The sequence below is a fragment of the Nitrosospira lacus genome (genome assembly GCF_000355765.4).
Lineage (GTDB): Bacteria > Pseudomonadota > Gammaproteobacteria > Burkholderiales > Nitrosomonadaceae > Nitrosospira > Nitrosospira lacus.
In genome coordinates this window covers 2,116,089-2,137,436 of record NZ_CP021106.3, presented here as the reverse complement: position 1 = coordinate 2,137,436, position 21,348 = coordinate 2,116,089, and the positions used below count along the sequence as shown (strand labels likewise).

Sequence of the window (21,348 nt, the reverse complement as noted above, 5' to 3'; positions counted from 1 at the left end):
TTTGCTGCCATTCTTCAGCCGGACAGATTGCTAGTGTTTTTGGTCCCTGTCATCCTGTTCAAATTTGGCAATCTGCGCCTCATACGCCCGCAGAAACTCTTTACCAAACAGAGCATGAAAGTCTTCCTCGGCTTCATGAGATATATCGTTGTACCGATCGGCAAACAGATCCCAAAGCTTCGCTTTCCGATTGATCGGAATCAGGGAATCAATCACTGTTTTCTGTGTGAGCCGTTGTTCCAGCTGCCTTGGACTGAAACGTTCCAGCACTCCAGCCAGGGCTGCTCGCATTCCTGCCATAAAACCAAACTGATGAGAGCGCAGATCATCATGAGCATCCTTCATTGCTTGAAGCGGCGTCATAAAACCGCGCCCCTGAGGGGCAAGCAGATGCGACAGCGCAACCTCCACGCCAGGAGAGAATTTCAGAGGATTATTTTCCCTGGGCGCGATCATGGTGAGTTCCGCTCGCACTTCGCGCTTGGTGAGCGTCCGGGCAAGCAGCAAATCCAGTGTACCTTGCGTCGATTCGCGCAATAACTGCCCCAGAGTATTCATGAACTGGGGCGTCAATCCTGCGGGTATGACAAGATCAGGTACACCGGCACCGGCGAGAAACGCACGCAACAATTCGTCACGATCAGCGATCGATTTCGCATCGGGGATAGAAGCAAGCGGCACGTTAACCGATGCGACTCGCATGGTTGCGTGCTCGCCTGCTGGCGGCATGCCGTTCGCGGGAGCGGTCATTTTGTCAGGTCCCGCTCCTCCTAGCGATACTGACTGTTGTTCGATGCGCCGCCTCTCGCTTTTTCGCCGCTCATGTGCCGGTGATGGCACAATCACGCTTATGAGTTTGCCCGTATCCTGATCTGCCTCCTTGCTTACCCAGGAGAGCACTAGGCTGCCGGGTTCGGATGATGAGATGCTGCCGGCCTGCGGCGCAGCCGGTGATACTGCACGGATAGCGGAGTCAGGTTTTGCCTTCGGTGGATGAAACGAACTTTCCCATTCGGGAGCATCGTCACGCTGGATGGGGCTGCCGGCAGGTTTCGTTTCCGATACAGCATCGAGCGCGACCAACGGGTCGACGCTGGCTGTGTTTGATTGGCTGAGCGGAGATGCTAATGGAGCACCGGGGGCAAACGGGTCGGAACTCGTTTCCGGACCCAAATCCCACAATTCGTCGATACTTTTGTTTGGTACCACTGGACCCAGCCCGCCAAATATGTCTTCCGGTGGGAGATTACGTGGCTGCGTGAAAAAAGGACGTGACTGAGGCGCAGGCGATGGCACCTCCTGAGACAGATCAAAATCCGGGGGAATAATGCCGAAAGACGCGGGAGCCGGCGCACGGGTGCCAGCCTCGCCAAACGGCTGTGCATTAGCCTCTCTCGCGTTCGATAATGCGCTGTCTTGGAGCTGTGGCCCAGTATACGGAGGGGAAGGTTTAATCAGATCATCGAACGGATTGATACCGGACTGGCCTCCAAACAGCTCCAGCGGATCATCCTTTGGTGGAATACCATCGCTATCACGTAGCGATATGGATTTTTCCGCGCTTGCCACTTGCATGATGTAACCCCCGATACGAATTTCGTCGCCAGCGGCTATTGCCGTATCCTGGCCATTACCCAGTGGCTGGTTATTGACGTAAACAGGTATCGCAGTGCCGAGGTTACGAATAACGTAACCTCCACTACGAAATGCAACTGAAGCGTGAGTTCTGGAAATCGTCCGCGTAGGATCATGCAGCACCAACGCATTTCCCTCTCCCCGACCGATATTGCCGCCCAATTCATTAAACTCGGCAAAGAGTGGTTGGGATAGCGAAGCGCCGTTATAACTAGTGACTTGGATACGGATCATTATAGCCCACCTCCATGGACATCCATTCCCCCGCGCCATGCTGCTTTCATTTCATATATGAGGCGCATGCGCCCCAATTTTATAAACTACGCCGGCCTTTTTGGAACATCCGGATAGTATGGGAATTCACTTAATTGCGTAGCTTACCGCTTCTTGCTCAAGAATCGCCACTTTTATTTGCTGATTCACTATTACAACCTGTATCTTCCCAGTGGATTCTCTGACTGGCTCGTCATTGAGGTACAGAACGGTCTTGAAAGGATATGTTCCTTGTGCAATCTCCTGTGTGGGCTTGAAAGTGAATCGGGTTACATAAGCGCCCGAGGCGTTTGCCTCACTCAGAGCCTGTTTCCTCAATTTCTTTGTATTCTTACCCGACGCATCAGAGATCATTAGCTCTTCGTCAACGCGATCTTTCTTCCCGGAAGCATCCGAACCCTTCACCAACTCAATCTCTGAAACAATGTCAAGCTGGCTCCCTCTGTTAACCAAGCCTGATGGGTCTGTTCTTGTTACATATTTTGTCACTATGGTCTCGGCCGGCAGATGCCCGCCATGATCTTTCTTGTACTCATCATTCACCTGCGCGGCATCCTTCTTTTGGCTGACCCGGTAACTGTCAAACGCATAGCCCGCCATGTAGCCAACCAATGCTCCGATCGCTGCCCCAATCAAGGGGTTTTTCTTGCCGCCCACAGCCGCTCCAATTGCCGCCCCGCCCAAGGTACCAAGCAATTTTCCGACATTATCCTCCGCAAAGCCCGGCCCTCCAGTCGATGCGCAACTCGACAGGGTCATGACCATGGCTGTCCCGGTCGCCATTGTGCGCCAATACCTGTGCTGCCTATTGGTTTTCATTCATACCCCCCAATTATCGCTATTTGAGTTCAGACGCCTCCCACGCTCTTTGCTGCGCTATGTTAGCGTCCTTCAGGAGTGCGCGTGCGGGTGCGTGGCCGGGTTCGAGTTGCAGTACCGTTTCCGCCTTTGCGATGGCACACTCGAAATTTTTGTTACTGAGGCAAGCCTTCCCCTCTGCAAGACTGGCGTTGATCACTTTTTCGATTGAACTTGCCGGAGACTCACGTTGTTTCTCAATCCGGACACGTGCCTCCGGCGATTCAGCATCAAGCCGTTCACGTTTTATGATGCCTGGCTTAGGTGCCGCTGGGCTCATGATATCACCCTGCCTGAAATCAGGCGCCATTTTGGACGGCAACCCGGGTGCTGCTCCAGGGGTGATGAGTGCTGCCTCGGGTGCGGCCTGCGGGGTGGAATCGCTGGCGCGTCCTCTAACCCCATCTGTCTCTGGCTTGTCGACCAGAGCACCGCCGGCTGGAATAGCCGGTGTGGCAAGTATCCTGTTTTCCTCAGGTGTTACCGGCGTAGGCGCGGGACCCGGGGTCTCTCGCATCATAAACCAGCCCGCAACGATCAAGGCAAGGAGCATCGTGCCGCCGAAACCATACGGCGCCAGAGAGCGCTTACCATTCGCCTTCCCCAATTCCGCTGAACCGCCCCCAGGCATGACGACTGCCTTGTCTCCGAGGGGTAAGGCGGATGTGATCGGGGTGGTTTCTACCAAGCCCAGCAACATACGGAATGTGGCCACATCCTGCGGACGTTCTTCCGGCTTCACCGCCAATGCTTTATCGATGCCATGCAAGAATGCCGCGGAATACCGGCTTTGGGTTTGACCTCGTACAGCCTCGCTAAGTGGCACCATCGAATCAGAGATGATACGCGCCACAGCTGGTACGGGGGTCTTGCCCGTGACCGCAAAATATATGACTGCGGCCAGCGCATAAATATCGGTCCATGCTCCCTGTTGCATCGAGTTCATCTCGGCATACTGTTCGATGGGGGCGTAGCCTGGCTTCAATATCACTGTCAGGTTTTGCGTCATGTCGCTGATGACTCGGCGCGCGGCTCCGAAATCGAGAAGCAATGGCCGGCCATCTTTCAGAATCAGGATATTGTCGGGCGCGATATCCCGATGAAAACAGTTTTCCTTGTGAATGATTTGCAACGCATCGAGCAGATGTCCGAGCAACTGCTTGAGCCAGGATTCGGTTGGCGGTTCACTGCGCTGTTGCAACGTTTCCTTCAGCGTGCTGCCTTCGTAGAACGGCATGACCATGTAGGCAGTCCCATTGGCTTCCCAGAAACGGTGAACCTTGACCAGAGATGGATGATCGAATTGAGCGAGTAGACGGGCTTCATTGATAAAGCTGCGCAGACCTGCCTGAAATGTCTCCACATGCTGTTTCGATTTCGCGACAGTCACGCCGCTTTTTCTCGCCGCCAGCCCTGCTGGCATATATTCCTTGAGAGCAACCCGACGCTGTAGAGAGTGATCGTAGGCAAGGTATACGATCCCAAACCCCCCTGCGCCAATCAGGCCGGTTATCTTGAATTCGCCGAGCGCTGTCCCGATGGGGAGCGCATTATCCACGCCCAACTCCTGTCCCGCTTGTTCATCTACGGTTCCCGGCGTAGACGGGGTCATGACGGTACGGTCATCGTCGGGCGGTTGTGGCAGATTCATGGTGGCGATAAAAAAATAATAACGGCATGGTCAATCGCTCGGATATCTTCACGAATAATAATACTAAATCCGGCAGTTGATCACTCATTCTCGTCCAATAGCTTCTATTGCTCACGTAACCTATTGATAGCATATATTTTACTGACCGACAAAGCGCTTTCGAGAAAATCATTGCGGTTCACCGGAAAGAGTAGCTGACCGCTCGTTCCCGGATGGCCGGATTGCCTGCTGCGCGACAAAACATTGGGCAATCGCACGGAATGTCAACTTGGACTGGAAAACCGCGTTGAATCAGCTTATTATCCATCCTGAATGTGCGGATATTGCAGCTTTAATGCTGATTTGCTTAGAAAGAGATCTGTTCAAGACACCCCAGATGCCTGATTTATTGGAGCCCGAATGAACGATACTTATACAACTCAAAAGCTCCTCAACTTAAGAAGGCTCACCCGCACGATTGGAGAGACTATTAGCGGCCGGATGAAAGCGTACATAGCAACGCTTACTCCCCTGTTCCGCCAGCGGGCTGTTTTCGGCGAATATATACAGGCTAGCGGAAAAGAGACGATCAAAGGCGCTGATCAGGCCTTCAAGGAATTACAAGGCCTGTACGAGACCATCGCAGTCGCGGCACCGTTTCATCTACCCAGGGAACTCAATTCGCCGCTCATGCAAATGACCTCATCGCTTGAACTAACGCCATGGGAGTATATCCATACAGCCGGGAAGGATGGTGAGAGCAAAACTATCACCGTTACTAGTCCCTTCAAGTCGATAATCACCTATACAGGTTACTCCCCAAAGCGGCTCAAGGAGCTGCTCACAAACCGCAACCGGAATGATGGTGAACTGCAGCAGTTTGTACTGCACTACCTTGCCATGCATATTGTCATCTCCAAACAGCCTGGCCTCGCTCAGATACTCAATACCTTGCACTTTCCGCTTGCGTCGAGCCAATTGCCGGATTTTGGCGCATTGCCCATTACGTATATTACGTCGTCAATCTCCACCAGCCTTCCTCCGGATGCTCTGGTTATCGAAAGTACCGAGCTGTCCGGCAAGAACGCGTTCGAGGAACTCATCAATGTGGAAGATATTGGAAATCTGGGCGATCCCTTCAAGGACCAGCTGATGGAGATGCTGAAAGCCGGCCAGCAATAATATTGCTACGCTAAATTGCCCGGCGGGAATATGTGCTTTTATAGTTCCATAAGTCGAAACACGAAAAAATGCAGTAAAAATATACCCATGAGCTATTCTCCATTTGACACGCATACAGCATGGGTGAGGCATAACGTAACCCATCAATATCCGTATACAACACAACATGCCCATTCTGTCGAAAATATTTAAAAGCTCAATAATAAAATGAGCATGGAAGGGGCCGCGATGAAACGCTTGGGCATTTTTGGTTGTATTTTACTGATTGCCGGTTTATGTGGCTGTGCTTTGGTACCGGCACCAAAACCGGCACCATTGCCCCCAGAACCTGAACCCGCGCCAGTTCCGGTGGTTGTGGTACCCCAGGGTACCGCCAAGGAATTGTTCAAGGCCGGTGTGGATGCCCTTCAACACGGTGATGGAGTAAAAGCCAGGCCACTCTTGCAGCAAGTGCTTGTGCTGGAACCCAGTCATAAAAATGCTGCCAGCTTATTGCTGCAAATCGATGCGAATCCGGTGGAAATGCTGGGCAAGGAATACTTTCCCTATAAAGTACAGCCGGGCGATACGCTCTCACTGATCGCGAGGCGCTTTCTTGGTGATCACTTCAAGTTCTATATCCTCGCCAGATATAATGACATTATCATTTCTGATAATCTGGAAGCAGGACGATCGATAAAAATTCCCGGAAAAAAACCCCCACCGAGTAAAGTAACCGCCCCAATCCCTGTCGAACAGGCCGATACATCGGACATATCCAATCTAAGGCTAGCCGAAGCTAAAAAACTGTATTCGGATGGCCGGTTTACGGATTCAATCAACACCTTGGAACACATAGAGTCGGAAGGGGGCGGCAACCCTGAGGTAAGCGATTTCTTGATTACGGTATATGTGGCTTACGCAAAGAAATTAACAGGTTCCGGCCGATTTGCTGAAGCAGATAAACTACTATCCAAAGCACTAAACACCTACCCAGGTAACGAGCGATTAAGAAAGCAGAGTGATCAAATCGGCGTGTATCGTAACGCTGAACAAACTTATGCGGAGGGCAATCAGTGGCAAAGCAGTGGCCAATTGACCAAAGCTTATGTGGCTTACGCCAATACATTGAAACTGGAACCGGACCATGCGGGCGCGAAAGCCGCGCTGGCAAGAATCAAACCCCAGGTTGTGGAAGCTTACTACGCCGATTCCGTACGTGCCCGCAGGCGTCAGAACTTTACCGAGGCAATTGACAGTCTGGATAGATTATTGGAAATCGATCCCAATCATGAACTGGCAAAGTCAAATCGCGCTGAGATAAAGGCGATCCTGGAACGAGAACAATCCGGGCCGCGGCGTAAATAGATGAAATCTGTGCAGGATAGATAAAGCGTGGCGTAACACCCCCAAAACCCGCACACACGGCTGATAAGCCAAAGCCAGATACCGTATGCTATTCTTTTACTTCCACATTGGCATTATAGTTCATGCAACACATGCCATCCGGCCTGCCGCTATTTTGCCCAATAGCGGGATATTGTATTGTCAATTGCCGTAAGTAATTGAAAGCCTGATTATTTTTTGGATTTAATGCAAGTGCCTTTAAAAAGGATAATCTTGCGGCTTCCCGATCTCCCTGGCGCAAGCTTGTAATACCCTCATCAATGAAATACTTTGATTTCTTGTCGATAAGCTGTTTTGTGATGTCGATCTGCGTTTCGTAATTCGTATTGGAAGGCTCAATGATCGCGAGAATCTTCCATTGGACAAGCGCTTCCGCCAAATCCCCCCTTTCCTTCAAGCGCAGTGCCAATTTTTCCCGATTGACCGTAGTCAAAACGGGTTCAGAGACACGCCTCTCCGGAGGCTGGGCACAACCGCTCAAGCCAGACAACCCGGCGACGATAACCATTATGACGGTCAGTCGATATGACCGGGAGCAGCTCATTTTAGATTTTCCGTGGTAAACACTCGCAGACTCCTGACAAAAGAAGCCATATCGCGGTCGCCATAAATCATGGTTCTTCTCAGCTTGAATGGATAGGCAAAAGCAGGGTTGCCCCCTGCAACGACAGTAACCCCGGCATTATAGTCAGCGCTCTTGAGTTGGGAAATCATGAATTCATTACTTTCGCCAAAGGGATAAGCAAACGTATGGAGGGGCAGCCGCAGCCCTTTCTTGATTTGTTGACTGGGAATTCTGATTTCTTCATCAACTCTCCTGCGATAAGCTTCGTCACTTTCATTAGCCAGACGCTTGGCCATGGAAGCATGTGTTTTTGAATGGGGCTGGATATCAACGAGACCAGATCCGATCATTTCCTTCATTTCACTCCAGCCTAACGCATCTCGAGAGCCCAAAAAATCCGAATAAACAAACAAGGTAACGGGAAAGTTATATTTTTTAAGGATGGGATAGGCAATATCGTATGAAGACCGATACCCGTCATCTATCGTAATCACCACCGCACGCTGAGGAAGCGCGGCTTCCCCCTTTAAGAACGAATGAATGCTGGAAAGGGGAATTACCCTATAGTCATGTTTTCTAAGATACGCCATCTGCGCGTCGAAATCCCCGGGGGTGATCACCATTTTTGATTTATTTGGACCAAATCTGTGATAACAAAGAACCATCACGGTTTGATACCCGGATGAGTAAACACCGACTGGATTCGGATGAACGAGAGGAATGACAATTTGTTGGCCGGCTACAATTTCATCGGATTTATTGAAATCGGCAATCAGCCACCCTTTGCTCTTATCCCTTAGATAAGTATCAGCGAGCGAAGCCCAGGTGTCGCCAGATGCGGCGGGGTGTATGACATACTCCTCTCCCCGAATGACACCGGGTTTGCCGCCAGGCTCAACCGGTATGCCCGCACACCCTGCCAGGAGGATCAGTAAAAAGCACGTTAAGCGGTACTTAACCAGCGCCATGGGTGTCGGTCTCTTTCTCATTATTTTTTTGCGTATGCGCGTCAATCATATCCTCGTTGCTCTTTTGTAGTGTTTCGGCCATCTCATCAAACGATTGAAAGAGCTCGCCAAATTCATCTTTTCTGGTCTGGGCAATCCGATAGCTCAAATTTCCCTTTTTCATTTCTTCAAATGACTTTCGTAATGTCTTTATCGGACTGGAAATCGCGCTTGCAAGCGCATAAGCCACGACTGATGCCGCTGCAACCGTGACTATCATGAGCAACAACATTGTAAATACAATCTGCTTGCTCAGTTCTTCGAGTGGATCCCATTGCATCCCCAGATGAATACGGCCTATCTCCTTGTCGCGAAATATAACAGGAGCATCGAAATCCATCATTGAGGACGATTTTGATACATCATAGCGCTGTATGGAAACATCGCCAATCCTGCCAATCAGTTCGCCATTTTCTATTTTCTGATAGGGTTTCCCAATCTTGTCGGGAACACTGCTTCCCCTGACGAGGCCATGGCTATCCACCAGGCTAAGATAGCCGAAGCGTTGTCCGGTCATCGCATCTTGAATAAATACTTCAAGAAAAATCCAATCTTCATTGAATACCTTCTCGGCGCTTTCCGCCGCCATGAAACGAACCATGGAGCTGCCATATTCCGTCGCCTGCTGTACTATACTGGCATACTGACGCTTGTATAGCCAGGTGGCGCCGATGATCATCGTGATCGAGACAATGGCGATCATGATAAAAGTCCATCTTACGCGAATCGGTAATACTTTTGGTTTCGCGCGCTGCATTTCATCCTGACGAATTTCCTCGACGGCATCAATCAAGGCATTCGCCAGATCCTGGCCGCTTTGAAACCGCTTCTCGGGATCCTTCTTGAGTAGACGCTCAACAATGAGCTTCACTGATCTTGGAATTCCGGGAACAATTTGATCAATTGGCGCCGGTTCGGTCGTGGTGATTTGCAGCAGCAACGTAGCGATGGTGCCGCCCTCAAAAGGCTTCTTTCCCGTCATTAACTGGTAAAGCACAACGCCAACAGAATAAAGATCGGACCGTGCGTCAACGTGCCTGCCCAGCGCTTGTTCCGGCGACATGTACTGAGGCGTCCCAAGCACTTCGCCCATCTGGGTCTGCCGTGTCTGCTCCGGGTCTTCGACATGCGCAATACCGAAGTCTGTAATCTTTATATTGTTGCCACCCTTGACACGAATAATATTACTCGGCTTGATGTCGCGATGTACGATACCTTTGCTATGAGCGTAATGCAGCGCTTTTGCAAGCTGGATGCCTATAGCGAGATCTTCGCGCAGCGAGCGATCAGGCGTCGACTTCATGTACTCGTCGAGGGGATCGCCCTCCAGGAGCTCCATGACGATATACGGCCGGTCATTTATCTCGCCGATATCGAAGATAGTGACAATATTCGGATGAGATAAAAGACCGGCGGCTTTAGCTTCCGCCAGGAATCGGGAGCGATACTCTTTATTTGCGCAGCGTTCTTCCAGCAGAACCTTGATGGCTAAAGGACGGTTGATATTGGGGTCGTAAGCTTTATAAACGACCGCCATGCCGCCCCTGCCTAATTCTCCAAGAATCTTGAAGCGACCGATATTTTCCAGCATCAAAGTCTCCCCCTGACGTTTTTGTTATCGTTGTTCAGCAGCTCTGAATCTTTTTACTCTTACTCTGGATGGCGACGATGGACTGCGATAGTAGAATACTTATCAATTAACGCGGCAAATTCACCCACTCTTATTTTATTTTTAGTTGATCCCTTCAATTAATGCAATATCTTTATGCAGCAAGTCGTTGACATTTCTTTAACTTCAATACGTTTGACTCTGGCCCAAAGAGATAATCCCGGGCATCCGCATCCATATAATCAGGAAAATTTTAATTGGGATTTATGAAAGTACCTTACAAAAATGGATTCTGGATGGTCATTTGACCATCGATCACTTGACCATTCTGCATGTCCTCGGAATAAAGCGTACAGTCCGCCAATAATGCAGACGCTATAATCATGGCATCATAAATCGAAAAACCATAGCATTCTGCAAGCTGCAAACCACGATCATGAACCTCGATGGTGATACGCTTGACTGAACATACTGCGCGCACTTGATTGAGTATCTCTTGAATTTCGCGCCATGACATTCCCAGCTTTCGTGTCGCCACACTCGCAAATTCATTGAGCACCTGAACGCTGATGATACCGCTGCCAGCAATGGTTTCCTCTGCCCGCCCGGCTTTCAACTCGTCCCCGGACAATAGATAGAAAAGTACATCCGTATCGAAAAAAACCCTACCCTCGTTCATGAGCCTCAAGGCGGTCAAACTTGAAATCTGCCGGCAGCCGCCCGCGATATTTTCGCAGGCGAGCGAGAAGCTCTCGCGCTTCAGGCGTTTTTCTGATCGCCAGCGTATGCGCCTCCACAATATGAATTTCTATGTCGTCCCCCTCCTTTAATCCCAGCACTTCGACGACAGAAGCGGGTAGCCGCACGGCCAGACTGTTCCCTCATTTTGATACTTGCATGCCACTATTCCCTCCAAATGATATACAAAATATTTAGTGTATCTTATGGTTAATACCATGGCACAATTTTGTTATACGAGATTGATTCAATTGCCATCTTCGCTAGACAAGGGCGCTATTGCTCCGGCGAGACCATACCATGATTTTCATCATTCCGGGCTTGACCCGGAATGCCGTCCAAATCAACTTGGAAGGCTTTGAACGCTACCGGAACCCGCTTCCACCGGTATGATGTTTGTACAGTTTTCTCGCCGGATCGATAGCAGGAAATAGTTGTGCGCCGATTTCGATCAGGAACAGATTACTCGGCCGCTATAATGCATTAGAGTTTTAACCCGGGTTCAATCTCTTGGGGTCGCATTCCCGACTGGATTGCGCCGGTTACTGTACCGGCTTGCCGCATGAAGGACAGAATTTCCCACCGCTCAGCCTGGCGCCACATTCCGAGCAAAAAGCACCCTTGACGCTGCGGACGGGTTCACCGCAACCGCTACAGAATTTCGCTCCCGCAGCGATGTCAGCCCCGCATTTCGCACAGGTGACCACTTGAGCGGGTGTCGTCAGATCCATGCCCTTGGTAAGATCCTGCTCACTCAGCCTTTGTCCGAGTTGTTCGACCGTAAGGTGAGTCTGTTTGAAAACGAGCTCCTCCTTGACATTAGGTGCGCACTCATCGCACAGACCTGCATTTACGTTCCAGCAAGCATCCACACACACCCAATGGCCGCAGCGGGAACAATGCTTGAACTGGGGCTTGACCTCCTCCACAGCCTCGGCGTAGGCGTCGCTGTGCGTTTTACCGCCTAATGCCTCCTGCACTCCTTTGGCGGCCTCCTTGCCTTTTCCGAAAATGGACCCGAAGCTCTCGAACACGCCACCTGCGGTGCCTAGAAGATCGGCGGCAATGCCTAGCGGTGTCGCGTGGTAACTGGACGTGTAACCTCTGTGGCACTTGTCGCAGTGGAACGTGAATTGATAACCCTTCTCGGTGGACAAATCCTCCATCTGGGATACAAATTCGACAGTCTTTGCCATATTCCGCCTCCCCCTGTGTTGCCGCTTCCTCTGAACTACTCAGTGGACCCGCCTTGTCCACCGTTCGCACAATGATGCCATATTATTCCCCCGGAAGAGGTGGCATTATTCGCTGAAGCCATGCGCCCTCCCTCTCTCCACCAAATGAGACTCAGTGCAGTGCGGTAAAGGAGGCCGTTCCAGCATCGTGACCAGTGGTTCCGCAAACTATCCTAAATCGGTGACGTTCGTCCAAAATTGCGGTCACGATGCGAATATCCATATTCAATCCATCGTCGCCAGGCCGCGCAGCTGCCGCCAGGCAGGGGCGCTGGTAGGGAATAGTTGTGTGCCGGGATCCAACAGGCACAGATACAGCGCAGCCGCGATGCGCTGGCGCTGGTAGCCTTCTTTAAGCACATGGATACAGTGCTCGCGGGTGACAGGCTGCCCAAGAAAACAGCGGGCACCGCTTTGAAATTGACTTTGATGATCGGTCCACCACTGCTGAATGCGCTCCGTGTTGGGCCAAGGAAGAGCAATATCTTCCGGCAACTCGACATTCTCATCATCGGGATCCTCGCTCGGCCCCTCCTCGAACTCATCCGGCGGGAGCGTTTCCAACTGATCGAGATTGAAGTCGGCACCCGTGATATTCACAAATGCTTCGGCAGCGACGCGCGCATGCGCCGGTTGCTCCATTTGTTCAATCAGCCACGGCACATACCGCGGGTCGCCAATGAAGCCCGACCCAATGATTCTTAATCGCGGGGCATCGGGTATATCGCCGAGCTGCAACAATAAATTGTGCCCAGCTTTTAGATCCATGGCATGGAGTGCAAGCTGCAAAGCCCGTGTCTGACGCTGCCCACTCTTGAGGGCAAATCCGCCAAGCGTTTCCAGTGCCTTCGTGCGGTCGCCCAGCAGCACCGCTGACCACGCGCCCCAAAACCGAACCTCCGGCTTCGCGTCGATGAGTGCGGTGTGGCATTGTGGCAAAAGATCCTTGCGCCCCAGTTCCCCCGCCGCGCGGAGCGCACGAATCCGCACGCTGTCCGCAGGTGATTTCAGGTAACGGTCAAGCACCTGACCGGGATCCTTGCGATGCAAGGCGCAGGTGGCAATGCCCAATTTTTGCTTGAGTAGCATGGCATCCTCAAGCAAAGCCTTTACCCGTCCGCCGAGGAACTGCGACGATACCCAGCCCAGAGCGGAAATCAAGCCAGGTAGCGCTTCCGGGGCACGCTTTGTTCTCTCGAGCAGGGTATCAAACCGTGCATCCTGGGCCTCGATAGCCAGCACGGCGGCTGGGAAAAAATCTTCCGGACCTTCGTTATCCAGAGCTGCCTCGGCAAGTTTCCAGCCCTCATTCCCTGCGACGCGCAATCCATCGATATGGGCAGCTAAGCGTTCATCGAGATCAGTAAATTGCTGGGGTGAGTAGTTAGGTGCGGAGACAGCGTGAGTACGCTGGAGCCAGAGAAAGGAGGCTTCTTCAACATGCTCCTCCAATACTTCATTGAGGTTCTCAAGCATAGAATTCCCGTTCTATTGAATCTCTATTGCTCGGATAGGCTGAGAGATTCGAGCAATACGAGCGCATATCCTGCAAAAACTCGAAAAGTACGCGCTTGATTGCAATATGTTAAATATTGGGTGCTCTAAAATCGTCGGGGATAGTAGATAGATCTCCGCTTCGCTTAATGGAAGATCAATCAATTTGTCACTTTGGTTGTTATATCCACCGTATAGCAGTATGAAATCCCATATCTTTATCGCATCTCGAAAATGAACGAAGGTTTCAGGCAATACGGCGGCGGCAAAAATTACTCGTATCACAGGATCCACCGCCATGCACTCTTCTGAGGCAAATATCACTTTGAAGGGAAGATGATTGTAGAGCGATATATACTCAGCTTTCATGACTTCGTATTCGGTAAAGTATGCTGATACAACGTCGATACCACTATCGAGAGAAATGTGAACAATGTCGCCTCCCTTGGAACCAAGCGCATGATAGAACATATTAATAAGCACTCGCAGCGCCGATGGATGTTGACAACATAGATTGAGCTCGAACTGGAATGACGGAGGAGCTGCGCTATAGGATAGTATTTCCGAAGTCGCCCCTTCACGCACGGTGTCCACATCAGAGAACATCCCCAGCTTCACTGCGGCTTCGAACCCCTTCAGGAGCCTTACTAAAATATCGTATTCGTCTAATGCCAGCCCCGCCAACCGGCCTCGCAATAATACCGATTGAAAATCACTCGGCACCTTAACCTGCGTGCAAAATCGCCTGTTGCCTAATTTAAGATTGCGCATTGTTCACACTGTTGTCAGCCATCAAAACGGGCTAGCCACTCCTCGGTCCGCGCGATGCTAGTGAACTCGTCGTCCCCCGGAATAATAGCAGGATGGGTTCTGCATCTGATGGAACTGAGAGCCCGCCCCACCACCAAATAGTCGGTCATTGTCTCTCGGCTGTACGTATCGCCAAGAAGTGGCCTTGGCCCCGCCTGTATTATGGAGCCACCAGCAGCAATCCCATGAATCTTTACACTAGGCGAACTACGTATCGACGAGATCTCCGATAACTCCAGTGATCCCCAGAGCTCTTTACTTAACATTGTAAGCCAATTGATACTTTTGATTCCTTGGTTGACAGTAAGAAGCGTCGCTATCAAATAAGGAATATCTATTCCGGGATATCTTTTGGCTAAATATGGGAATTCATTCTTAACTAAGGTAGCCGCTTTCATTCTTGGGTTCCAGTTAATGGCAAAGCCACCTATCCCGTAAGTAAATCCGTCAATAGCGAACAAATCGTTAGCAAACGCTAATAGTTTAGCCGGTGAGACCAATCCAACGTCAAGGGGCAAGATCAAGTGACATGCGCCAGCACATAAATGCTCCGTCTCAATGGCCTCGAGCGTGAACGCTCTGTCAGAAGGAAGTCCCGGGGCCTCACTACTTTCAAGTTCCAAAGTAATGATCTGTCGCCTCGATCTTGCATCATCAATCCAGAAATCAACAAGTGATAAGGTTTCTTCAATTCGTGCATGGGGGCGCGACATGGTCTCGGTCTGATACCACTTCACGTGAGGTCCAATTAGTTTAATACTAACAGCATAAAAGTTCCTAATAGCTTCCCGACGGTCATACATCGAACCGGACCAATAAGCACACACGTCGGTGCATATCTTAAGTTGCGGGTTACTTGTGATTCTTTGGGAAAGCTGATTCATCGGTTATCCGCAGTCACATTCACCACCCTCTTCTTTTGGCCCAATCTTTCGCGGCTCCTTGCCAGTAATGACATACTGTCGGTTGAATTGATCAGGGCGACCAAGTCTGTCTGGGCGAAACGAGTCGCCAGGGAATTTAAAATCGAAGCTCCTATACGGTTGGCCTCCAATCTCCAGTAGACAATCAAATATCGCCACCCAAGGCGGTGTTCCACGGGTTGCATTAAAAGCAACGTTGACTGTTTGACCAGCCAATCTACCTTTCAAAGTATGGGCGGCCCCCTGAGCGAATCGGTTCCAGCGGCTTGTCTGTGCACCAAGCGTACGCTCAAGCTGTTGAGACCAGTTGGTCGTGGGTACGCCAGGTTTCTTTACCCAACTTTGGCCGCCTCTCGGTCCAGTTACCTTATCGAAGTTGGCTCTAATGATAGCGCACACTTCGGCGCACAACTGTTCCTTCAGAAACTCTTCAGCCGCGGCAGCCGCCGCAGGAACTTGAATTTCACCTTGCATGTTTGCCGTATTCTCGGCATTGTGGAACATCTTATCGCTGAGTCGTTGAGCGTTCTTCCCATCCATCTTTACATCGAAGGAATAAAGAATCCACGTTGCCTCCTTCATGAAGACGTTCGATTTCACTCCACCAATCGTACCGGCCTGATCCCCATTTGATAAGGCGAACTTGGAACCCTTATTCGCCGCCATGGCCTTGTCGCCCTTAACGGTCGTCGTGCCGTTCGACAGGGTAATCGACTGGGCAATGTTCGGATAAGGTATGGGCACGGGTCCACCGGGGGTCGGTGTCTTGCAAACATCAGGAATAGTAGCCGTTGAAATACCGTTGCTGAATTTGTGAACCAGAGACAGATTTGTACCGTTGACCTTGATCGTGACAGGCATCGACGCTAATCTCCACGAGGATCCAGGCTGCGGATTACCGCCGCACCCCGCCCACCCGTTTCCGAACTTGCCCAAACCATGGACAAAGGACCTTTACCGTAACGTTTGCGGTGGCAAATAACCGCGAGAGCGGAATGAAGCAGGGCGCCTGCGGCGCCGACATCGCCCCAGCAGTCTGCGGGGGCAATAAAGTCGGTCACAGCACGAAAGCGCTCTTTAGTGCGCAGCGCGGTGAAGCCATACTCATCCGCCCGGTAGGTCTCGCCGTTGAGGTCGCAGAATACATTATGAATTTGCTCGCCGGGAACTAATCCATTCAATGCGGCAAGAAACGCTTGGGTTAGACCTTCACCGATGCAGACTTCATCCGTCTTGATGAGCTTGGTTTCGCGGCCGAGACCCACACTGATAATCTCCCCGAAACTTTCCATGTCGATCTGGCGGGTAAACTCTTCAGTAGATAGGAGCAGCACGCCCGCCGCTTCACCGGGAATGAATCCCCATGCATTGTTGAGCGGCCCACCACCATGGAGCTGATCGCAATTCTCGACCCATTCCAGCGTTTCGGGTATAAGATATGAATCGACCCCGGCTACCACCCACACGTCAATTGATTCACTTACGCACCTTTTAAGCGCAGCATCCAACGCAAGATGACCCGCAGCATGCCCATCTTCGAAAGATTCAGTATGACTAAATACGCGAGCATATTTTCGGACAACTTCATTCAGCATCTGCTCAGCCAGATCCGGTTGCTGACCAGGACGCGAAGATGGAAGGCCCAGAGCAAGGCCAACCTTAAAAGAGCGTCGGCCCAATTCCTGTAATACTGGTGCGAGCGCTTCATCGATCGCCGGAAAAAGTAGTGCACAGTAACGTACTACGCCTTCCACACTCATACCCAGCCAAGGTGCGCATGCAATGCGCATAGGCTCCCCGGCTGTGTCAATCATAAACGGATGTTCCGAAAAACCGCAGATGCCAGCCCTTGCGGCGGCGGCGCTTGACCAGATATTGCGTCCAATAGGGGTAGATGCGCCAAGGCCGATGACCTGCAAGTTTGACATCACCAGCTTCACGTAACGCCGTCCTCAACTACTTGTTTATCTGAGCGCCCTTTAACCACCCGTTTCTGGGTAATCCGAGTCTCATTAAGTTTTTTGCCCTTGCTATGGCAAGGGAGGGTTGTATGCCAGACAAGGGAAACACGAGGAGAATCAGGTTCGATAATAACGGTATGCAACCTGGGTCGCTCATGTAGTTGCCGCTCACCCGTGTAGAAGAATGTTTCAAAACCCAGGAACATGCGCGGCAATTCGAAGCGTAACGGTTCTCCCGGCGTAAGATTGATTAACGTAACGGGCTCGCCACCGCTCAGGAATTGCGGCGCCTGCTGATCTAATGGCGCACATTGGTAATGGCGATCGTCGAAGTCTTCCGGAAGAAGCGGAAACCGGTTCTGTTGCCATTTTTCATCGTACGTTCCCGCAAGGCGCGCGCGCGGGTCCCAATGCGCACAAATGGGGCCAAATCCGGCGGGTATCGGGCGGTCATCCCATTGACGTATGAGTTGATCCGGATACTCGATATTGGGGAGTTTGACACCATCAATTCCCGATGAGGATAGCGCAAACCCGGTGCCGAGCGGATTTCGCATATCCCATTGCGGACCCTGTGTATCCTTACTTTCCGGATCGAAGCCGCCATATCCGCGCTCATACATAATCGGCATCTTTACGAAGGACTCTGGTTTTGATGGGGAACCACCGTGCCATACCCGATCACCACTAACAAGCAAGCGCTTGATGACGGAACCAACGCGAAACCCGATGTCCAACTCCGTTACCGGCTCACCATGGGGTGCGTGGGCGTGCCCCAGCACAACAACATCTGTCGTGGTCTTGGTGCGAACAAGATCCATGTCGTACTTCAAGCTCGACTTTGCGGGTTCCGAGGGATTCATGTATTCGGGCGCCATGACAACCGGTGGCTGCTCCTTGGCAACCTCAGTACTGCCATCGGGCTTGATGTCGAACGTGCATTTCACCGCGACAAGCCATACTTCGGCACCGTCGCGATCCCTGACCCAGGTACGCTCGGCGGCGAATGGTGTGCGGTTGTCGAGTTGCCACATATCAATACGCGAAGATAGCTCTAGTTGATATCGACGAACGCGCCCTTAATCTTGTTCGCCCCGCGCGAACGGGTGAGCACATAGTTACCGCGGATGAGGATCTTTCCGGCACGTGTCAAAACTATACTGGCATCCCCGCAGCGCAACTCGATTTCGCGTTCGGCCCTTAGCACAACACGCTCGCCGTCGACCTTGAAATTTGGCATCGCTACCGATACTGCCCGCTCGTGGGCGCGGCCAATGATAATGGGCGAGCGGACATTGCCTTTCTCGAACGCCACCACAATTTTTGTGCCCACTTCGCTTTCCGTAAATCCAATCGTCGAAAGCGCCCTGACTGGTTCCAGTTCATCACTCAATATAACCAGGAATTGCCCATCGCCATTGAAGCCGGCGAAGGTAGCGATCGATACACCCTCCCCTGTCAGCTTTGCCCCACCGGCAACATCGGTCAGGAGAGTTCGTACACTTTGAAGATCGGTATGATCCATGGTCAGTCCTCTCCCAGATTGGAGCCCTTGATTTTGATGGAGCCGCCTGCCTTGAAAGATGCGCTGCCATCCGCCTTGAGGGTAAGTTTGGCTCCCTTGATCGTGATGCCACTGGAATTCATGATAATTTTGCTACCCCCTGCCTTGAGAATGATAGTGGGAGCCTCGGCCAGCAAGGTTGCCCCGGCTTTGATCTTGAATGGACCTTTTGAGGTCTGGCTGATAACTGCTGCGCTCAATTTATGCGGTCCACCTACTGAGAATGACTGCAAGGCACCCACATTCGTCTTTTGCACACCACCCACGCTCACCATCTGGGCACCGCCCACGCTTACCATCTGCGCGCCCCCCACGGTAACAGCCTCAGCTGCGCCGACATTGTGCATGCGGCCCGCCCCCACAGAGTGCATTTCCGCCAGTGATATGGTTGTGGTTTGAGCTCCATTTACCGTATGGCCCCGTACGCCATTAATCGTGACAGTTTCTCCGCCATTGACCGTTTCAGTGCGATGGCCTGTAATCATAATGTTTTCCGCCCCGCCGACGGTTTCGGTTCGGTTCACCCCCACATGCAACTTCTGATTGTTTCCAATCGTTTCGGAATCATCGACATCGACCGTGTCAGTCCGGTTGTTATGCACGGTAGTAGTCTGATCATGTTCCACCGTGGTATTCATGTCATACTGACCATGAATTGTGATCTTCTCCTTACCTTTTGTGTCGTTTGCGGAAATTTCGTTATAACCTCCGCCACCGGGCGTGCTGTTAGACTTCAGTCCGCTGACCATCCCATCTCCGGGTAATGAATAGGGTGGCATACTCTCGGCGTTATAGACGCGGCCGGTGATGATGGGCTGATCCGGGTCGCCCTCAAGGAAATCTACAATGACCTCCTGACCAATGCGAGGGACGGACACCGATCCCCAGCCTTTTCCAGCCCAGGGATGTGACACACGCATCCAGCAGGAACTATTCTCGTCTCTCTTGCCGTAGCGATCCCAATGGAATTGAGCTTTCACTCGCCCATACTTGTCGGTATAGATTTCGTCACCCGCCGGCCCAACTACAATAGCTGTTTGGGGACCTTGGACAATAGGCTTGGGCGTAATACGCGATGATCGGAAAGGCTCTTTGCTGGCAAGCGCCATAAACCTGCAATTGTAACTAGCTCCTTCTCCCGCTGTAGCTTCATATTCGTCCGTGGCAAAATCATAACTTGCTGAAACAACAAGATATTCACGATTCTGGTCATCGCGAGGCTGGCCAGTCAACTTGAAAAGATGCCCCACCGCCATTCCACGGGCATTGGTCCCCCCGTTGGCGAGTTCGTATTGAGACTGAAGCTCTTCAAGCCGGGTCTGTACGTAATGTTCGCCCTCGCTTGCCAATACATATTCGCCGGGGTAGTCAAAGTATTCGTGTTCCGCTTCAGCAAAATTTCGTTTGATCTTTCGTTTTTGTTGAAGCTCGACGCTCGGACGCTCAAAGTCATAATCATCAATTACGTAAGCACCCGGTTGAATCTCGCATGTGAACAACCAGTCATTGATGCACTCCTGCTCAACGCGCATCGGCCGTCCCGGACCAATATAGGGTATCTGTGCGTAATTTTTGAACGGTGAATGCGCGCTGTAGGAATCGGCCAGTACCAGCGTATGCTTGTTCTCATTATGTTTAAAATAGTAATAAATTCCCTCCTGCTCCATCAACCGGCTCACAAAATTAAAGTCGGTTTCTCGGTATTGAACGCAATAAGTCCAAGGCTGATAAGTACCCGTCAAATGATCTTCGATAACGGCGCCCGGGTACTTGTTGAATATTTCCTTGATCACCTCAGGAACCTTCTTTGCCTGGAAAATACGGCAATCGGAAGTACGGGTAAGCAGCCACAGCCATGGCCGCCCCACTATCTGATAGCGGTAAAATCCCTCATGCATTCCGACCAGTCCAAAGCGTGTAACGTAAGCATCAAAAAAACGAAATCCGCCCTGCGGCAACTCAAGTTTCACGGTTACATTTTTACCGAGAAGCTTGTCGGGATCAATGTCATTCTTTACCGACAAGACATTAATGTTGTACTCAAAGAGGCGGCCAAGCGATTCACTGGCAGTCATGCTGTGAAACAGCAGATTACTCCCGCCAAGGGGGGTTACGATCTCCATTACACGTGGCATTGCAGCGTATCCTCTGTCAGGCTCTGGGGAGGCATAATCATAATACCTTTACTGCAACAGATAGGAGCGTGAATACGCCGATGAGCATAGACAGATTACGCGCCTTCCTATTCTTAAAAACCCACTTCGATAAAATAAAATTCATCAGCGAGAATATCACAGCCGGCATACAGAGAAGGAATGTTCGCATGTCAGCGTCCAGATCCTCTGGCAGACCGGATCGTGATATGGAAGGGTCGGCCTCGATCATCCATTCATACTTATTTTCCGGCGCTGTGATCATAAGCACGAGTGCCATTGTTCCTAGAACATAGAACAGGCACAGTGCGGTAATCCCAAACAT

General features: G+C 51.3%; 20 protein-coding genes. 2 read left to right on the top strand and 18 right to left on the bottom strand.

Going from position 1 to position 21,348, the window contains the following annotated elements:
• Positions 1–30: 30 nt before the first annotated feature.
• From tagH to EBAPG3_RS09595, 3 genes are all read right to left on the bottom strand, one after another.
• Positions 31–1,869, bottom strand: coding sequence for a type VI secretion system-associated FHA domain protein TagH (gene tagH, locus EBAPG3_RS09605; RefSeq protein WP_051048923.1), 1,839 nt, complete (start codon positions 1,867–1,869; stop codon positions 31–33).
• A 126-nt stretch (positions 1,870–1,995) separates the two neighbouring features.
• Positions 1,996–2,673, bottom strand: a complete 678-nt coding sequence (locus EBAPG3_RS09600) for a glycine zipper domain-containing protein (protein ID WP_173844510.1) — start codon at positions 2,671–2,673, stop codon at positions 1,996–1,998.
• 73 nt (positions 2,674–2,746) lie between these two features.
• Complete coding sequence (locus EBAPG3_RS09595) at positions 2,747–4,417, bottom strand: serine/threonine protein kinase (RefSeq protein ID WP_004175223.1); 1,671 nt, start codon at positions 4,415–4,417, stop codon at positions 2,747–2,749.
• Between the two features lie 399 nt (positions 4,418–4,816).
• Here EBAPG3_RS09595 and EBAPG3_RS09590 point away from each other — a divergent pair, with 399 nt between their 5' ends.
• Entirely contained in the window at positions 4,817–5,578 is a 762-nt protein-coding gene (locus EBAPG3_RS09590; RefSeq protein WP_151898922.1) for a hypothetical protein, read from the top strand.
• A gap of 228 nt (positions 5,579–5,806) precedes the next feature.
• Positions 5,807–6,925 carry a LysM peptidoglycan-binding domain-containing protein gene (locus EBAPG3_RS09585; protein ID WP_004175216.1) on the top strand — a complete coding sequence of 373 codons (1,119 nt, stop codon included), beginning with the start codon at positions 5,807–5,809 and terminating at the stop codon, positions 6,923–6,925.
• Positions 6,926–7,013: 88 nt separating this feature from the next.
• Here the strand turns inward: EBAPG3_RS09585 and EBAPG3_RS09580 are convergent, their stop codons facing one another.
• From EBAPG3_RS09580 to EBAPG3_RS09510, 15 genes are all read right to left on the bottom strand, one after another.
• On the bottom strand, positions 7,014–7,508 hold the full coding sequence (locus EBAPG3_RS09580) for a tetratricopeptide repeat protein (protein ID WP_040851402.1): 495 nt from the start codon (positions 7,506–7,508) through the stop codon (positions 7,014–7,016).
• The gene (locus EBAPG3_RS09575) at positions 7,505–8,497 is read right to left on the bottom strand and encodes a polysaccharide deacetylase family protein (protein ID WP_051048917.1); all 993 of its coding nucleotides are present in this window, start codon (positions 8,495–8,497) and stop codon (positions 7,505–7,507) included. The genes EBAPG3_RS09580 and EBAPG3_RS09575 overlap by 4 nt, the downstream gene beginning before the upstream one ends.
• On the bottom strand, positions 8,484–10,127 hold the full coding sequence (locus EBAPG3_RS09570; protein ID WP_004175212.1) for a protein kinase domain-containing protein: 1,644 nt from the start codon (positions 10,125–10,127) through the stop codon (positions 8,484–8,486). The genes EBAPG3_RS09575 and EBAPG3_RS09570 overlap by 14 nt, the downstream gene beginning before the upstream one ends.
• Positions 10,128–10,422: 295 nt before the next feature.
• On the bottom strand, positions 10,423–10,824 hold the full coding sequence (locus EBAPG3_RS09565; RefSeq protein ID WP_004175208.1) for a PIN domain-containing protein: 402 nt from the start codon (positions 10,822–10,824) through the stop codon (positions 10,423–10,425).
• Positions 10,811–11,017 carry an AbrB/MazE/SpoVT family DNA-binding domain-containing protein gene (locus EBAPG3_RS09560; protein ID WP_335582689.1) on the bottom strand — a complete coding sequence of 69 codons (207 nt, stop codon included), beginning with the start codon at positions 11,015–11,017 and terminating at the stop codon, positions 10,811–10,813. Before EBAPG3_RS09560 ends, EBAPG3_RS09565 begins: the two co-directional genes overlap by 14 nt.
• A gap of 408 nt (positions 11,018–11,425) precedes the next feature.
• Positions 11,426–12,079, bottom strand: a complete 654-nt coding sequence (locus EBAPG3_RS09555) for a zinc ribbon domain-containing protein (protein WP_004175204.1) — start codon at positions 12,077–12,079, stop codon at positions 11,426–11,428.
• A 264-nt stretch (positions 12,080–12,343) separates the two neighbouring features.
• Positions 12,344–13,594 carry a TIGR02270 family protein gene (locus tag EBAPG3_RS09550; RefSeq protein ID WP_004175201.1) on the bottom strand — a complete coding sequence of 417 codons (1,251 nt, stop codon included), beginning with the start codon at positions 13,592–13,594 and terminating at the stop codon, positions 12,344–12,346.
• A 12-nt stretch (positions 13,595–13,606) separates the two neighbouring features.
• Positions 13,607–14,383: a hypothetical protein gene (locus EBAPG3_RS09545; protein WP_040851401.1), complete on the bottom strand. Its 777-nt coding sequence runs from the start codon at positions 14,381–14,383 to the stop codon at positions 13,607–13,609.
• A gap of 14 nt (positions 14,384–14,397) precedes the next feature.
• A complete protein-coding gene (locus EBAPG3_RS09540) occupies positions 14,398–15,159 on the bottom strand; it encodes a type VI immunity family protein (RefSeq protein ID WP_161493788.1) in 762 nt (253 codons plus the stop codon).
• 150 nt (positions 15,160–15,309) lie between these two features.
• A complete protein-coding gene (locus tag EBAPG3_RS09535; RefSeq protein ID WP_004175197.1) occupies positions 15,310–16,206 on the bottom strand; it encodes a DUF4150 domain-containing protein in 897 nt (298 codons plus the stop codon).
• A gap of 5 nt (positions 16,207–16,211) precedes the next feature.
• On the bottom strand, positions 16,212–17,273 hold the full coding sequence (locus EBAPG3_RS09530) for a hypothetical protein (RefSeq protein WP_151898921.1): 1,062 nt from the start codon (positions 17,271–17,273) through the stop codon (positions 16,212–16,214).
• Between the two features lie 8 nt (positions 17,274–17,281).
• Complete coding sequence (locus EBAPG3_RS09525; protein WP_004175192.1) at positions 17,282–18,340, bottom strand: DUF2169 family type VI secretion system accessory protein; 1,059 nt, start codon at positions 18,338–18,340, stop codon at positions 17,282–17,284.
• Positions 18,341–18,360: 20 nt separating this feature from the next.
• Positions 18,361–18,831, bottom strand: a complete 471-nt coding sequence (locus tag EBAPG3_RS09520) for a DUF6484 domain-containing protein (RefSeq protein ID WP_004175190.1) — start codon at positions 18,829–18,831, stop codon at positions 18,361–18,363.
• Positions 18,832–18,833: 2 nt separating this feature from the next.
• Positions 18,834–21,005, bottom strand: coding sequence for a type VI secretion system Vgr family protein (locus EBAPG3_RS09515; RefSeq protein ID WP_004175188.1), 2,172 nt, complete (start codon positions 21,003–21,005; stop codon positions 18,834–18,836).
• 37 nt (positions 21,006–21,042) lie between these two features.
• Positions 21,043–21,348, bottom strand: a complete 306-nt coding sequence (locus EBAPG3_RS09510; protein WP_085922010.1) for a hypothetical protein — start codon at positions 21,346–21,348, stop codon at positions 21,043–21,045.